12 protein-coding genes and 5 pseudogenes are annotated in these 14,174 nt (G+C 67.6%); 10 read left to right on the forward strand and 7 right to left on the reverse strand.

Going from position 1 to position 14,174, the window contains the following annotated elements; genetic code table 11:
• The first annotated feature begins 236 nt into the window (after positions 1-236).
• From cas6e to AB0M63_RS25640, 3 genes and pseudogenes are all read left to right on the forward strand, one after another.
• Positions 237-950 carry a type I-E CRISPR-associated protein Cas6/Cse3/CasE gene (cas6e, locus tag AB0M63_RS25630; RefSeq protein WP_366021036.1) on the forward strand — a complete coding sequence of 238 codons (714 nt, stop codon included), beginning with the start codon at positions 237-239 and terminating at the stop codon, positions 948-950.
• Positions 943-1,947, forward strand: a complete 1,005-nt coding sequence (cas1e, locus tag AB0M63_RS25635; protein WP_366021037.1) for a type I-E CRISPR-associated endonuclease Cas1e — start codon at positions 943-945, stop codon at positions 1,945-1,947. The genes cas6e and cas1e overlap by 8 nt, the downstream gene beginning before the upstream one ends.
• A 261-nt stretch (positions 1,948-2,208) precedes the next feature.
• Positions 2,209-2,784, forward strand: a pseudogene (locus AB0M63_RS25640) (IS110 family transposase); the annotation flags it as partial.
• Positions 2,785-2,814: 30 nt separating this feature from the next.
• Here the strand turns inward: AB0M63_RS25640 and AB0M63_RS25645 are convergent.
• Genes AB0M63_RS25645 through AB0M63_RS25655 form a run of 3 tightly spaced genes read right to left on the reverse strand, consistent with a single transcriptional unit; the run spans position 2,815 to position 4,228 of the window.
• A complete protein-coding gene (locus AB0M63_RS25645) occupies positions 2,815-3,120 on the reverse strand; it encodes an integrase core domain-containing protein (protein WP_366021306.1) in 306 nt (101 codons plus the stop codon).
• Entirely contained in the window at positions 3,078-3,794 is a 717-nt protein-coding gene (locus AB0M63_RS25650) for a DDE-type integrase/transposase/recombinase (RefSeq protein ID WP_366021038.1), read from the reverse strand. The genes AB0M63_RS25645 and AB0M63_RS25650 overlap by 43 nt, the downstream gene beginning before the upstream one ends.
• A gap of 41 nt (positions 3,795-3,835) precedes the next feature.
• On the reverse strand, positions 3,836-4,228 hold the full coding sequence (locus tag AB0M63_RS25655) for a transposase (protein ID WP_366021039.1): 393 nt from the start codon (positions 4,226-4,228) through the stop codon (positions 3,836-3,838).
• Between the two features lie 81 nt (positions 4,229-4,309).
• Between AB0M63_RS25655 and AB0M63_RS25660 the strand changes: the two are divergent.
• From AB0M63_RS25660 to AB0M63_RS25675, 4 genes and pseudogenes are all read left to right on the forward strand, one after another.
• Positions 4,310-4,930 (forward strand): annotated as a pseudogene (locus AB0M63_RS25660) (transposase); the annotation flags it as partial.
• A gap of 96 nt (positions 4,931-5,026) precedes the next feature.
• Complete coding sequence (locus AB0M63_RS25665) at positions 5,027-5,488, forward strand: GNAT family N-acetyltransferase (protein WP_366021040.1); 462 nt, start codon at positions 5,027-5,029, stop codon at positions 5,486-5,488.
• A gap of 559 nt (positions 5,489-6,047) precedes the next feature.
• Positions 6,048-6,698, forward strand: coding sequence for a CatB-related O-acetyltransferase (locus AB0M63_RS25670; protein WP_366021041.1), 651 nt, complete (start codon positions 6,048-6,050; stop codon positions 6,696-6,698).
• A gap of 289 nt (positions 6,699-6,987) precedes the next feature.
• A complete protein-coding gene (locus AB0M63_RS25675) occupies positions 6,988-8,163 on the forward strand; it encodes a macrolide family glycosyltransferase (RefSeq protein ID WP_366021307.1) in 1,176 nt (391 codons plus the stop codon).
• Positions 8,164-8,234: 71 nt separating this feature from the next.
• Here AB0M63_RS25675 and AB0M63_RS25680 read toward each other — a convergent pair.
• Together AB0M63_RS25680 and AB0M63_RS25685 are read right to left on the reverse strand one after the other, a co-directional pair.
• A pseudogene (locus AB0M63_RS25680) lies at positions 8,235-8,467 on the reverse strand (hypothetical protein); the annotation flags it as partial.
• A gap of 118 nt (positions 8,468-8,585) precedes the next feature.
• Positions 8,586-9,839, reverse strand: a pseudogene (locus AB0M63_RS25685) (IS256 family transposase).
• 483 nt (positions 9,840-10,322) lie between these two features.
• Between AB0M63_RS25685 and AB0M63_RS25690 the strand changes: the two are divergent.
• The gene (locus AB0M63_RS25690; RefSeq protein ID WP_366021308.1) at positions 10,323-10,937 is read left to right on the forward strand and encodes a DUF6461 domain-containing protein; all 615 of its coding nucleotides are present in this window, start codon (positions 10,323-10,325) and stop codon (positions 10,935-10,937) included.
• A gap of 176 nt (positions 10,938-11,113) precedes the next feature.
• Here the strand turns inward: AB0M63_RS25690 and AB0M63_RS25695 are convergent, their stop codons facing one another.
• On the reverse strand, positions 11,114-11,944 hold the full coding sequence (locus tag AB0M63_RS25695; protein WP_366021042.1) for a helix-turn-helix domain-containing protein: 831 nt from the start codon (positions 11,942-11,944) through the stop codon (positions 11,114-11,116).
• A 181-nt stretch (positions 11,945-12,125) separates the two neighbouring features.
• Between AB0M63_RS25695 and AB0M63_RS25700 the strand changes: the two are divergent.
• Positions 12,126-12,260 (forward strand): annotated as a pseudogene (locus AB0M63_RS25700) (ISAzo13 family transposase); the annotation flags it as partial.
• Between the two features lie 344 nt (positions 12,261-12,604).
• On the opposite strand, the gene AB0M63_RS25705 reads toward AB0M63_RS25700, so the two are convergent.
• Positions 12,605-13,408, reverse strand: coding sequence for a helix-turn-helix transcriptional regulator (locus AB0M63_RS25705; RefSeq protein WP_366021043.1), 804 nt, complete (start codon positions 13,406-13,408; stop codon positions 12,605-12,607).
• A 107-nt stretch (positions 13,409-13,515) separates the two neighbouring features.
• Here AB0M63_RS25705 and AB0M63_RS25710 point away from each other — a divergent pair, with 107 nt between their 5' ends.
• Positions 13,516-14,094, forward strand: coding sequence for a class I SAM-dependent methyltransferase (locus tag AB0M63_RS25710; protein WP_366021044.1), 579 nt, complete (start codon positions 13,516-13,518; stop codon positions 14,092-14,094).
• Positions 14,095-14,174: the final 80 nt, after the last annotated feature.

The following is a 14,174-nucleotide window of genomic DNA, read 5'->3' on the forward strand; positions in this document are numbered from 1 at the left end:
CGCACCGTCAGCCGCCCACCAGTGCCGACGAAGGCTTAGCGCACGATCTGACACGGATGTTCCTCAACCCCCATTCCCACCGGCCGCCCGACGACCGAGAACCCGCCCGGCCCCGACCAGACCGGCCCCGGCCACGACCCCTTCGCCCTCCTGGGCTGGTGACAACATGCCGCACCTCTCGAAGATCGCCCTCAACCCGCGCCGCCGCAGCGCGATCGCCCTCCTGTCCCCACAAAATGCACGCCGCCGTCCTGAGCGGCCTCGCCACCCAGCCCGCCACCGAACGCATCCGGTGGCGGACGGAGACCAACACCGTCCACCGCGCCGAGATCCTCGTCCTTACCGACAGTCGCCCCTCATGGGAACACCTGGTGGAACAGGCCGGCTGGCCAGGCGCCGACGGCGGCCAGGCCCTCATCGCCGATTACTCACCCCTGCTCCAACGCATCACCCTGGGACGTGAGTTCACCTTCCGGCTGACGGCCAAACCCGTCCAACGGCCGCAAAAACCCAGCGACGAACAGACCGCCCGCCTCAAAGCCCGCACAGACACCCCTGCCGCCCCCGGCACCCCGGCCGGCCATCGCGGCTTCCGCGTCGCACACCGCACCGCCGACCAGCAACGCGGCTGGCTACTCAAACAAGCCGACCGCCACGGCTTCACCGTCCCCTCCCTGCCCGCCCCCGACCCGGCCCCCGGCCTACGGATCGACGAACAGATGACCCCCGCCCCCGCCGTCTCCCTGGTCGCCCACGACATCCTCCGCTTCACTAAACGCACAGGCGGCGCCCGCATCAGCATCTCTACCGTCACCTTCCAAGGCCGGCTGCGCGTCACCGACACCCACGCACTGCGCAACGCCCTCCTCACCGGCATCGGCCCCGCCAAGGGCTACGGCCAGGGCCTGCTCACCCTCGCCCCCTTCCCCGCGGAGGCGACACATGGCTGAGCCCTGGTGGCGGACCGGTCCCCAGGACATCCACCGGCTCGACGACCGCATCTCCAGCCCCTACGTCGAACGCGTCCACATCGACCGCGACGACAACGCCATCGTTCTCGTCAACAAGGACCGCGTCGTCCACGTGCCCGCCGCCTTCCTCGCCGTCCTGCTCATCGGCCCCGGCAGTCGCATCACCCACGCCGCCATCGCCCTGCTTGCCGACTCGGCCACCTGTGTGTGCTGGGTCGGCGAGCACGGCGTACGCCTCTACGCCTCCGGCATCGGCGCCGCCCGAGGCGCGCAACTCCAGCTCCGCCAGGCCTGGCTCGTCACGCGTCCCAAGGAACGTGTCGCCGTGGCCCGACGCATGTACGACCTGCGCTTCCCGGGCGAGGACACCACCGGACTCACCCTCCAGCAGCTCCGCGGCCGTGAGGGCACCCGCATCCGCAAGCTTTACGCCCACCACTCCCAACGCAGCGGCGTCCCCTGGGCCAAACGGGACTACAAACCTGGCGACGCCTTCGCAGCCGGCGACGACGTCAACCGCCTGCTGTCTGCCGCCAACTCCGCCCTCTACGGCATCTGCCACGCCGTCATCACCGGCATCGGGGCCAGCCCCGCCCTCGGCTTCGTCCACACGGGCTCCGCCCTCTCCTTCGTCCTGGACATCGCCGACCTCTATAAAGCCGAGTTCACCATCCCCCTGGCCTTCGAACTCGCCGCCAAGGGCCTCACCACCGAACGCGATGCACGCACCGCCCTGCGCGACGCCGTCGTGCAATGCACCCTCCTGCCCCGCATCGTCACCGACATCAAACGCCTGCTCATCCCCGACAACCGAGATCTACTCGACGACGAACTCACAGGCCTCTGGGACGAGGGAAACACCGTCGTCAGCGGTGGACGCAACTGGGCCGACCCCTTCGACCCACAACACCACCTCGACGTGATCCCACCGCCACCGGACGACGCACACGCCTCTGAGCGAAAGACGACCGCATGAGCCCGGCCACGGTCGTCATCCTCATCGCAGCGCCCTACCTTTCTGATCACGGGTTGTCCCCAGCCATTCGTAGGGTTGTGGCACCCAGGGGAGTGGGGTGTGGCTCTCAGCTGCGCTGACGTCCATGGCTTCGGAGGCTTGGCCGCCCCGCTCCCCACGACGACTCGGCCGCCGATTGGGAAGTGTGAACAGGTCGCTGTGTAGGGCAATGCCGGCGAGGTCGTCCGTGGTACGCAAGGCAGGAACGACTTCGGGAGCACGATGAGCCGGATATGGGCCGGGATCGACTGTGGCAAGACGCACCATCACTGCGTCGCCATGGACGCTGACGGCAAGACCCTGTTGTCGCGCCGCGTGGCCAACGACGAGCCAGAGCTTCTCCAACTGCTCGGCGACGTCCTTGACACCGCGGACGGCCGCGAGGTGACGTGGGCGTTGGACATGACGGGCGGCGAACCCGGTCTGCTGATCGCGGTCCTGATCAACCACATGCAGCAGCTGCTGTACATCCCCGGCCGCATGGTGAAACGCGCCTCCGACGCCTACCGCGGCGAGGGCAAGACCGATGCTCGCGACGCCAGGATCATCGCTGACCAGGCACGCATGCGCCGGGACCTTCGGCCCATCCGCCCCGGCGACGAGGCCAACATCGAGTTGGGACTGCTGACCAGCCGCCGCGTCGACCTGGTCGCCGAGCGGACCCGTACCATCGACCGGCTCCGCTCGGTGCTGACCAGCATGTTCCCCGCTTTGGAGCGGGCTGTTGAACTCACCAACGCCGGACCGCTGGTCCTGCTCACCGGCTACCAGACTCCGGCCGCTCTGCGCCGGATCGGAAGCTGTCAAGTCAAATGAGACGGTTTGAGGCTATGCGTTCTGTTGTGCAGGTTCTGGCTTCTCCTTCGGTTCGTTGATCCAGACCTGCCGGGGTATCGGGGGTGGTTCGGGGCGTCGGCCGAAGCGTTCGGGGTTGCGGGCGTATGCCTCGGCCAGGGCTGCGGCGCGTTGTTCGCGGACCAGGTCGGCGGTGCCGTAGTGGACGGAGGCCGAGGTGTGCAGGCCGATCCCGGAATGGCGGTGCTCGTGGTTGTAGTACGCGATGAAGCTCTCGCACCAATCCCGTGCGTGGGTCAGGGAGTTGAAGGATTCCGGGTACTCGCCGCAGTACTTGATCGTTTTGAGTTCGCCTCGCTGAAGGGATTGTCGTTGGAGACCTTCGGACGCGAATGCGACCGGGTCACGCCAAGATCGATCAGCAGCTGGGAGACCTTCTTGCTGGTCATCGAGGTGCCCCGGTCGGCGTGCACGGTCTCGGGCACGATCCCGTTGCGTTCGATGGTCTCGCGGATCAACTCCTCGGCCCGCTCGGCCGATTCGGCGCGTTCGACCGTGAAGCCGCAGATGTAGCGGCTGAAGATGTCGATGATCACGTAGAGGTGGTACCACTCGCCCTTCGTCGGGCCGCGGAGCTTACTGATGTCCCAGGTCAGGACCTGGCACGGGGCGTCCGCCCGCAGCTGGGGAACGGTCTTGGCCGGATGGGTGGCCTGCCGGCGGCGTTCTCCGTTCTGTTCGGCCGCCGCGAGGATGCGGTACATCGTGCGCTCCGAGCACCAGTAGCGGCCCGCGTCCAGCTCCCGTGCCCAGATCTGGGCGGGTGGCAGGTCGGCGTACTCGGCCCGGTTGAGCAGGGCCAGGATCTCGGCCCGCTCGTCGGGCGTGAGGGCCGAGGTCGGCGTCGGGCGTGGCTTGCGCACCCGTGGCACCGGGTGGGTGTGGCGGTAGTGGGTGGCGCGCGAGCGGCCGGTCAGCCGACAGGCCGCGGCGATGCCCAACTGCCCCTGCACACCGGCGAATGCGTCGCTGACCAGGGGATCGGCGGCGCGCTTCAGTCCGCGCTCTCGGAGAGCAGCTCCAAGAGCGCGTTGGCTTTTCCCATGACTTCCAGCGCGGCATCGCGGCGGGCCAGGTCCTTCTCCAGCTTCGCGACCTTCTTGCGCAGCCGCTCCAGCTCGGCCTGCTCGGCCGCCTTCTTCGGCCGCACCACCGAGGTCCGCCGGTCGGTCAGCGCACCGAGCCCGCCGGTCTCGCGGGCCGCCCGCCACTCGATGATGTGCGAGTGGTACAGCCGCTCGCGGCGTAGAACAGCGCCCTTCTCGCCGGACGGGGCGGCGTCGTACTCGGCGACCATGCGCAGCTTGTACTCGGCGGTGAACGTGCGTCGCTTCGGACGCGGTGCCGGATCCACTCCGGAACCGGTGGGGGTGGTGGTGCTGGCCATGCCGGGTTGTACTCCTGTCTCGCCCATCCAGGCTAACCCGACAAAACGGGTGCCTCGGCCGAGGCTGTCAGAGAGGGGATCGGCATCAGCCGGCTGACGACCTGGCTGCGCAATCGCAAGGTCCGTGGAGCCGAGAACCTGGCCAAGGCAGCTGTGGAGGCCGCCGAGCGTCAGCACACAGCCGTCGCCGGCGAGAAGGTCATTGCCCAGATGGTCCACACCCTGGCAAAGGAGGTGACGGCCCTCAACGAGAAGATCGCTGAGGTCGAAAAGCTCATCGAGGGCCGGTTTCGCGAACACGAACTCGCCGAGATAGTGCTCAGCATGCCGGGCATGGGCCCGAAGCTCGGTGCCGAGTTTGTGGTCGCGGTCGGCGGCAGCTTGGACGGCTTCCCCACCGCGGACCGGCTCGCGGCCTTCGGCGGTGTCGCTCCCGCCCCGCACGATTCCGGCAAGACCAGCGGAAATCTGCGCCGCCCACAGCGCTACCACCGGCGCCTCCAGCACGTGTTCTACACATCCGCGCTGGTCAGTTCCTGGAGCGATCCGAACTCCAAGCGGTTTTATGACCGCAAGAGAGGCGAAGGGAAGAGTCACATCCAGGCCGTCCTAGCGCTGGCCCGGCGACGCGTCAACGTCCTGTGGGCACTCATCCGCGACCGACGCTGCTACCAAGTCGAATCTCCAGCAACGGCCTGCTGAACGCTCGCCCTGCCCAGCCGGAGGCCACTGCGTACTGTTCCCGCACGACTGCAGGGTGCGAAGATCGAAAGACCTACACCTGAGCGGGGGAGGAAGATGGACGTGCTGATCAGGCCTGCACGGGCAACGGAAGCCGACGTACTCACCGACTTGGCGCTGCGGTCCAAGGCGCATTGGGGCTATGACGCCGAGTTCCTGGAAGCCTGTCGAGACGAGCTCAGCGTCGCCGCGAACGAGGTCGCACGCCGACGAACCACGGTGGCTGACAGAGATGGCCGCATCCTGGGTTTCACGACTCTTGAGGGAGAGCCACCCACGGGCGTTCTGGGCATGATGTTCGTCGAGCCGCAGGCCATTGGCCAGGGTATCGGCCGCCTTCTGCTCGAACGCACCATCGCTGCCGGACGAGACCTGGGGTTCACTCAGCTCACGATCGACGCAGACCCGAATGCAGAGCCGTTCTACAGCGCGATGGGCGCAGTCCGCATAGGAACCGTCCCCTCGGGCTCCATCCCCGGCAGAGTGCTGCCACAAATGGTGGTCACCATCCAGCGCTGAAACAGTGCCGCTTGACAACATCGTTGGGAAGCCCCCGACGTGCTGGTGATGTCCAACACCCAGCTGACCGTCCGCTAGTGCTCTGACCGCACAGACACCTCACGTTGCTATGCATCAAGCGGGCGAGTGTGGTGTTCGATTGTCGGGCTTGGCAGGTTGTTTCTGGTTGTGCCGGAAGGTTCCAGCGCCAGGACGCTTCCGGGAGAGCAATAGTCAAGACCTGTGGATGCAGGCGAGGATGCGATCCTCAACGCCCTTGTGCTCTTCAACACCCCGTACATGAACGCCACGGTTAACCAGCTGCGCGCGGACGGCTTCGACGTCCGCGACGAGGAAGTTGCCCTCTCTCACCTTTCGTGCGGCATCACGTCACGTGCTCGGGCGTTACTCGTTCCCACCCCCGGATCTTCCCGGAGGGTTACGCCCGATTCGGGAGCCGGACAGCGCCGACAGGCAGTAGGCCGCGTTCGTGCAGGTGGTAATTGGGTGTCCTGCGACGGTGCGGTGCAGCGATCATGGACCGGACACGGACCCGTTACCGATGAGGAAGCGTTCCCCCATGCCTGTGCCTGCCGACCCGACGATCCTCCATCCGATGCCCGAGCAGCCCCGGGTGGTGCTGCTCAAGCCGCTGGTGAAGTCCCCGCTGATCGAGGTCGGGGAGTACTCCTACTACGACGACCCGGACGATGCGACCGCATTCGAGACGCGCAACGTGCTCTACCACTACGGGCCGGAGAAGCTGATCATCGGCAAGTTCTGCGCGCTGGGCACGGGCGTGCGGTTCATCATGAACGGCGCCAACCACCGGATGGACGGCCCCTCGACCTTCCCCTTCCCCACCATGGGCGGCTCCTGGTCCGAGCACTTCGACCTGCTCACCGGCCTGCCCAACCGAGGGGACACCGTCGTCGGTAACGACGTCTGGTTCGGCCACGGCACGACGGTCATGACCGGTGTACGGATCGGACACGGCGCGATCATCGCCTCCGGCTCCGTGGTCACCAGCGGCGTGCCCGACTACGCCATTGTCGGCGGCAACCCGGCCCGCCTCATCCGCACCCGCTACAACGACCAGGACATCGCCCGGCTGCTGGCGGTGGCCTGGTGGGACTGGCCGGCGGAGCACATCACCGAGCACGTTCGCATCATCATGTCGGGCAGCATCGCCGATCTCGAAGCCGCAGCCCCGGACACCCCGCACGCGTGACACGCGTGCGGGAGTTCCCGTGCGGTCGCATCGGCCTGCACGGGATTTCCCCAGATGGCGCTCGACGGTAATTGAGGTGCCCGGAAGCTGGAGCACGTCTAGAGTCCCGGGCATGCACTTCACTCAGATCTACGGCTGACGCGGTCGGGGCAGCGCCCCGGCTTCCTCTCGCATGTCCATGTGTGCGCCTACGACCGAGTCTTCCTCGGAAGGGCCGGTGCGCCAGCTTGCCGTGTCCCTTTCGCCGTAGACCTGAAACGAGTGATCCTCCGTGCCTTCCACGTCTTCTATCTCCCGTCGCCGCGCCCACATCGCGATGGTCGGCATCCCCATCGTCAGCCACGTCCTGCCAAGCCTTGCGGTCATCCGCGAGCTGGTGGCCCGCGGCCACCGGGTGACCTACGCCAACGACCCGGCGGCGGCCGACCTGATCGCGGCCACCGGCGCCAAACTCGTCCCCTGCGCCTCCTCGCTGCCGTTCGCCGACAACAACTGGCCCGACGACCCCATCGCCGCGGGGGACCTCTTCCTCGACGACGCCATCCAGGCACTCCCGCAGTTGCGCGCCGCCTACGATCACGACCCGGCGGACCTGTACCTGTACGACATCGGCGCCTACGCCGCGCGCGCCCTCGCCGAATCGCAGAACCGGCCGCTCATGCAGCTGTCCCCGACGTTCGTGGCCTGGGACGGCTACGACCAGGACGTCGCGGCACACCTGCGGCAACTGCCGGGCGCCGATGCATACCAGGCGAAGTTCGCACAGTGGCTCGCCGGCTGCGGGGCGTCCACCACCGACGTGGACGCCTTCTCCGGTCGCCCCGCACATGCCCTGGCGCTGATCACCCAGGCGATGCAGCCGCATGCCGACCAGGTCGACACCGACACGGTGACCTTCGTCGGCCCCTGCTTCGACCCACGGGCGGGCGCGGACGGCTGGACCCGCCCGGTGTACGCGGAGAACGTGCTGTTGATCTCCCTGGGCTCCGCGTTCACCCGTCAACCGGAGTTCTACCGCCGGTGCCTGGCGGCCTACGGCAACCAGCCCGGCTGGCACGTCGTCCTCCAGATCGGCAAACACACCGACCCACGGGAACTCGGCGACATCCCGCCCAACGTCGAAGTGCATTCCTGGGTCCCGCAGCGGGCCATCCTGGAGCAGGCAGACGCCTTCGTCACCCACGCCGGTATGGGCGGCTGCGGCGAGGCGCTGCTGGCAGGCGTCCCGATGATCGCCGTACCGCAGGCCGCCGAACAGTTCATGAACGCCGACCGGCTCGTGGAGCTGGGCGTGGCCCGCCGCATCGACACCGCGGAAGCCACCGCAGACACCCTACGGGCGGCCCTGAACAATCTGGTCACCGACCCGGAGGTCGCCCGCCGCTCGGCACAACTGCGCGCTGGCGGACGGGCCGAGGGCGGCACCCCGCGCGCCGCCGACCTCATCGAGAACATGCTGGCCTGAGCCCTGCCCGCGGCAGCCGGAAGGATGCAGCACTTCGATGTTCACCCCCCCTCCAGTTCTCGCCTGCCCCGTCATCTGCGGCATGTGCCAGGAGCGAGGAGACTGGTGAGATCGGCGATCGCTCCCGCAGAGGGCTTGAAGTAGGCGCGGAGGTTCTCGGGCTTTTTGCGCCGTGACCTGGCCATAAGCACCGGCAGACTGGCGCTCCGGCCTCACCGAGGTGGGTGAGGCCGGAGCGCCGCCACTCGTGCAAGTCCCAGCCGGTGCCCGGCACCCCGCCGACGGCCGTGTGCGCATCCAACAGACGGTCGAGGTGCGCCGCCAGCGCGCCGCCGCGTCACCGGACACCACAGTCTCCCTCTACGCCGCCGCCCCGGGGAGGGCGCGCGTAATAGTCAAATCCTATGGATCAACGGGGCAGTTCAGGCTGCCTGAGCTTCGGGGCGTTCGACGAGGTGTCCGCGTTCGAAGCGGGCTCCGGCGCGGACGAGTGCGACGAGGTGGGGTGCGTTCACGGCTCGCCACCGTTGCTGGGCGGACTCGACGAGCTTGAAGGCCATGGCGAGCGCGGCGGCCGCGCTGCCGGCGCCCCGGGTGACCTTTGTGCGTAGGCGGACGGTGGCGAAGGTCGACTCGATCGGATTCGTGGTGCGCAGGTGGATCCAGTGCTCGGCGGGGAAGTCGTAGAACGCCAGGAGCTCGTCCGTGTCGTCGGTGATCTTCTTGAGGCCTTGGGGAACTTCGCGCCGTGGGTGGCGGCGAACTCCGTGACGGCCTTGAGCGCGTGGTCGCGGTCCTCGGCGTTGTAGATCTCCTGCAGAGCCTTCTTTGCGCCGGGCTGGGCGGACTTGGGCAGGGCGTTCGCAACATTGGCCATCTTGTGAACCCAGCACCTCTGATGCCGGGTTTCGGGGAACACCTCGGCCAGCGCCTTCCAGAAGCCGAGCGCGCCGTCGCCGACCGCGAGGGCGGGAGCACGCATGCCCCGACGTGCGCAGTCGCGCAGCAGGTCGGCCCAGGAGCCGGCAGATTCACGGTAGCCGTCGCTCATGGCGATCAGTTCCTTAGCGCCGTCCGCGCGCACGCCCATCACCACGAGCACGCACGACTTCTCTTCGCGCAGACGGATGCGCAGGTGGATGCCGTCGGCCCAGACGTAGACGTAGTCGCTGCTCGACAGGTCGCGTTCGCCGAACGCCGTGTGGTCGGCCTGCCACTGCTGGGTGAGGCGGGTGACCGTCGCAGCGGAGAGGCCGGCCGTCGAGCCGAGGAACTGCTCCAGGGCGGGCACGAAGTCGCCGGTGGACAGGCCGTGCAGGTAGAGCAGGGGCAGCACTTCGCTGATCTTCGGGGACTTGCGGCACCACGGCGGCAGGATCGCCGAGGGAGAACCGCTTGCGCTCGCCCGTGGCCTCGTCGATGCGTTTGTCATTGACCCGCGGGGCCTTCACCTCGATCACCCCGGCCGCGGTGGCGACCTTCCTCGGCTGATGGTGACCGTTGCGGACCACCAGGCGGCGTCCGTGTTCGTCCCGCTGGTCCGTCAACTCAGCTATATACGCGTTGACTTCAGCTTCCAGAGCGGCGGCGAGCATCCGCCTCGCGCCCTCGCGGACGATGTCGTCGATCAGGGAGCCGGTCCCGGTCGTTCCATCGGCATTCACTACGCTCAGCACGGGCGTGCCTTCCCGACCGACGCAGCAACGTCGGCCTACTCGATGACCAGAAGTCGCTCACTCGGGAAGTACGCCCTTCGCGTCCGCCCCGAGGCCGATCCACAGGTCATGAGCATTGCTCCCAGGGGAGAGGCACAAACGGCGCCCTGTGTGCGGACGTCGTTCCCCTGCTCCAGAACGGTGTCTGGCAGTTCTACCAGGACCCCAACGCCCCTGCGGTCACCCACAACGAACCATGCGTTCGCGGCCACGTGCCGCTGACTCAGAACTCGGCCGCTGGCGGCAAGGTGGGCAGCAACAGCCAGACCGAGCGCATCCTCGATTCCGAGAAATACGAAGTCGTCATCACAAGCTGAGCCAATTACCCGGCTGTCCCTGGGGCGGAGCCCCAGGGACAGCCGGGTCCGACGTGAACGAATAGGAGAAAGGATGACCGAGTCATCCCCTGGCTGGGACTGGATACTGCGCGGCGGCTACGGGGGCATGTGCCTCACCTTCACCCACGGCGTGACCCCCGAGGACCTCCTCCGCCGCTACGGAGCCGACGCCTCCCAGGCCAGCAGCATCGCTTTCCCGCAGGTTTACGAACTCCTCCAGCCGGGCCCGGACAGCTCCATCCTCAGAGTCGGAACCCTCCGGGAATGGACCTTCTGCTGCGAAACTCTCGGCGTTCAGGGCATCATGCCCGCAGTCCTCGCAGCACTCTCCCAGGACACCCAGACAGTCGCCTTCAACCACGGAGCCAACGCGCTGCACACTCTGGAACACTGGGTGGACGGACAACCACGCGAGCACTTCGAAGCAGGACAGGAATCCACTCTTCAGGCTGCCGATGTCCACCCGTTCTGGGACGCGGCCGAACGCCACCGCGCCGAAAACCCAAACCGGCCGGCCGTCCTCGACGCGCTTGAAGCCGTCGGTGACCGCATCGGCGGACACCTCACCGCCGACATCGTGCACGACCCGCTGCTCACCACAGTCCTGCCCTGGACCCTTCCCCCACTCCCATCACCGGCAGCGCCCCTACCCTTCGTCCATGCGACCAAGTCAAGGCCCCCGGGCCCGCTCCTGGGCACCCTTCACCCACCCACACGGTAGAGAGGCTGGCTGCAGGATTAGAAAACACTCAATGACGGACCGTGAGGGCTCCCCGTGATCGCTGCCAGATCCCGATGAACGACGTCACAGCCAGCCTGGGTGCCTGCCCGCCGCATGCGCACGCGGACAGGCCCCGAGGGGATCGCCATGGGGCCCTGGGTGCTTCGCGTGTCGGTTCAGCTCAGTGACATGGCAAACTCGACGTACGGTCCGGCTCCCCTGTTGGCCGGATCGGGGACCAGTACGCCGCGGATACCGCCGGACGGCTGGCGCTGTTGCTCGGCTGCCCAGGCGAACAGGGCGCCGACCGCGATCTCGACCTGGGTCCCGCTGGCCCACCGTCCGGGATTCTCCTGGCGGACGAAGGCTTCCTGGTGTGCGGGCTCGGTGCGCAGGGTGAGGTCGGGGAAGTCGGCCGCGAGCTCGGCGGCCCGGCCGTCGGGGACGGGCCAGCACCACTCGACCGGGCCGTCGCTGTCCCCGCTCACCTGCCCGTGGTAGATCGTGAACGGTGCTCCGGCGATCCCCCCGGCGCGCGGGACACCGCCACCGCGCAACCGGTGGATGAAAAGCTCCCGGGTCCTCGTTTCCAGGTCGTCCTGGTGCACCCTGCTGATCAGGGTGAGCAGGCTGCGGTCGGGGATGTCGCGGACGGTGACTTCGTACATGGCGGGCTTCTTCCCATGGAGGTGGTCAACGAGGCGGCCGACCAACACGCGTTGGGCGGCGTGCTCGGCTTCGGCTTCGGCCCAGTAGGCGTGGATCCCCTCGGCGGCCGATTCCGGTTCCAGGGCCAGGGTGTCCCTGATCCTGGCGAGCGGGACGCCGATCCGGCGTAGCGCGGCCACCAGACGCGCCTGATCCAGTTGCGTGACCGCGTACCAGCGATAGCCGGTTCCCGCGTCGACACGGGCCGGCACCAGCAGTCCGAGCTCGTCGTACAGCCGCAGTGCCTTGGGCGACAGACGTGACAACCGCGAGAACTCGCCGATGCTGACCATGCTCATGGAGGGCTCCTCGTTCCAGGTGAGTGCCTGGTTACGACCACTCTGCGGCTTCCCCAGGGGTGAGGGTCAACAACCCGCCCACACCGCAGTCAACCCCCCCCGAAGGACTTCCGGAGTCGACTACTAAGGGCTCGCAGAGAATCAAGGTGTTGCTTCCCGTAATGCGGCTCGTTGTTGTGATATGGGCGCCACCGATGAGGTTCGTGGTCAACTCGCCGTGAAGTGGAGGGTGTTGTTCCCGCACCTGGACGAGCGGCAGCGGAGGCTGCTGATGGGGGCCGAAGCCCGGATCCTGGGGCACGGTGGTAGCCGGGCGTCGCGTGGAGACGCTGCCGGTGAGCGGGTTGAGGACAGTGCTGCCTTTGACGTCGTCGCCACCACCAGTGGTCCCTCCTCCGCACTCGGAGGCTGGCTCGTCCTCGAAGAACACGGGTGACGACTTGACCCAAAACTCGATATCTACACACTGCCCTTCAGCATCAACCGCGATGAGGCCCTAGAAAAGGTCGCCAGCGCCACAGTGCCGACGCACCAGTCCAGCCCGCACAGGCCCCCTGGGCGAGCCGTCGGTTCCCACTCCCGCCGCCTCCACATCAACGGCCCGGCCAGTCGCTAGGTGCATCCCATTCACTCATAGCCGCTGAGCTGCTTTCAGGACATCTACCTTCCAGGGCGATGCACTCCTTCCGCCCTTGCGGTGTGCGCAGTGTCCTGGCGGTCTCGACGGAATGCCGACGGAGTCTGCCCGGTGTAGGCGAGAAAGGCCCGGCTGAAGGCACTCGTGCTGCCGAAGCCCACGGTCCTGGCCACCGCGTGGACCGCGCCGTCACTCCGGACCAGCAAGGTCATGGCGTGCAACAGGCGGCTGTGCAGCGCGTATTGACGCCATGTCATGCCGGTGACGGTCCGGAAGCGACGTCGGAGCGTGCGCTCCGAGACGGCGGCGGCGCGGCACACCTGCGCCAGGCAGACATCGTCGAGGTGTTCGTCGGTGTACCGCATGACCAGCGTGATGAGAGGGTCGGTGGTGGTCGGCAGGTGATACGGCCGCTCGTCCTCCAGCCGCTCCAGGACCAAGTGGGCCAGGGCACCGAAGTAGCTGTCGGCGAAGGTGTCCGCGGCCGGACGGCCTATGGGCCAGCGAGCCGCGTAGATCACCATTTCGCGCAGGATCGGCTCGACAGGCAGCACCCGGGCCCGTCCGGTGCTGTCCCGCACTGTTTCGGGATCGAAGAACACGGAGACGGACCTGGCCCGGTCGAAGGTGGTTCTGTGCGCCAGTCCGGCCGGTATCCACACAGCCTGCCTTGATGGGAGCCGGTAGCGGGCAACGGCGGTCTGGACCTCGACGATGCCCTCGAAGGCATACTCAAGCTGATGGAGGTCATGGTGGTGCCACGACGCGACCTGCCTGCTGCCGTCGTAGGGGTAGCTGCCGGCGGTCACGCGCCTGCTGTCGCGCATCGACACCAGGCGTGACGTCACCGCGGGCGGCGAACTGGCCGCTGAAGGCTGAGAGTTGGCCGTTTCCGCTAAACCGGTCATCGCTGTCGAGGGTACCAATGGACACCATGAACGCATCCCATCTCGCATCCCTGGCCAGTCCCCTGTGGGCCGAGACGCTGCGCACCGATCTGCTGCCCTGGCTGCGGACGTGTGCGGACCTCGGCGACGACGTGCTGGAGATAGGCCCCGGCCCTGGCCTCACCACCGACCTGCTCCTGGAAATCGGCACCAGGAAGGTCACTGCCGTCGAAGTCGACGCCGACCTTGCCGAGAAACTGCGTGCGAGGCTGCGCGGCACCCGCGCGGAGGTTCTGCGCGGCGATGCCACCGACCTGGATCTCGCACCGGACCGGTTCTCCGCGGCGGTCTGCTTCTCGATGCTGCACCACATGGAGTCCCCCGAGGCCCAGGACCGGCTCTTCGCCCGGCTCCACCACGCACTGCGTCCCGGCGCCGCGCTTTTGGGTACCGACCCCCTCGACACGGAGCGCATGCGACAGGGCCATACCGACGACACCTTCGTCCCCGTCGACCCCGCGACGCTCGCCCGACGGCTCGCGGCCGCCGGGTTCACCGACTCCACCGTCACAAAGACGAACGAACACCAGTTCCGCTTCTGCACCCGAAAACCACTCGGCGCCTGAACTCTTCAGGCCAACCGCCCCTCCCCGCCAACAATGCCGGGCGGCGCTCGGCAAGCCGTGCCGCGCACGTCGTGTGCATC

The sequence above is a fragment of the Streptomyces sp. NPDC051576 genome, from assembly GCF_040681835.1.
In the GTDB taxonomy this organism is placed as follows: domain Bacteria; phylum Actinomycetota; class Actinomycetes; order Streptomycetales; family Streptomycetaceae; genus Streptomyces.

What these genes read in the sequence shown, in the direction of transcription:
- AB0M63_RS25695 (WP_366021042.1), bottom strand. Translation starts at nt 11,944, where the DNA reads ATGAGCATGGTCAGCATCGGCGAGTTCTCGCGGTTGTCACGTCTGTCG.
- AB0M63_RS25670 (WP_366021041.1), top strand. Translation starts at nt 6,048, where the DNA reads ATGCCTGTGCCTGCCGACCCGACGATCCTCCATCCGATGCCCGAGCAG.
- cas6e (WP_366021036.1), top strand. Translation starts at nt 237, where the DNA reads ATGCACGCCGCCGTCCTGAGCGGCCTCGCCACCCAGCCCGCCACCGAA.
- cas1e (WP_366021037.1), top strand. Translation starts at nt 943, where the DNA reads ATGGCTGAGCCCTGGTGGCGGACCGGTCCCCAGGACATCCACCGGCTC.
- AB0M63_RS25665 (WP_366021040.1), top strand. Translation starts at nt 5,027, where the DNA reads ATGGACGTGCTGATCAGGCCTGCACGGGCAACGGAAGCCGACGTACTC.
- AB0M63_RS25710 (WP_366021044.1), top strand. Translation starts at nt 13,516, where the DNA reads ATGAACGCATCCCATCTCGCATCCCTGGCCAGTCCCCTGTGGGCCGAG.
- AB0M63_RS25655 (WP_366021039.1), bottom strand. Translation starts at nt 4,228, where the DNA reads ATGGCCAGCACCACCACCCCCACCGGTTCCGGAGTGGATCCGGCACCG.
- AB0M63_RS25705 (WP_366021043.1), bottom strand. Translation starts at nt 13,408, where the DNA reads ATGCGCGACAGCAGGCGCGTGACCGCCGGCAGCTACCCCTACGACGGC.
- AB0M63_RS25690 (WP_366021308.1), top strand. Translation starts at nt 10,323, where the DNA reads ATGTGCCTCACCTTCACCCACGGCGTGACCCCCGAGGACCTCCTCCGC.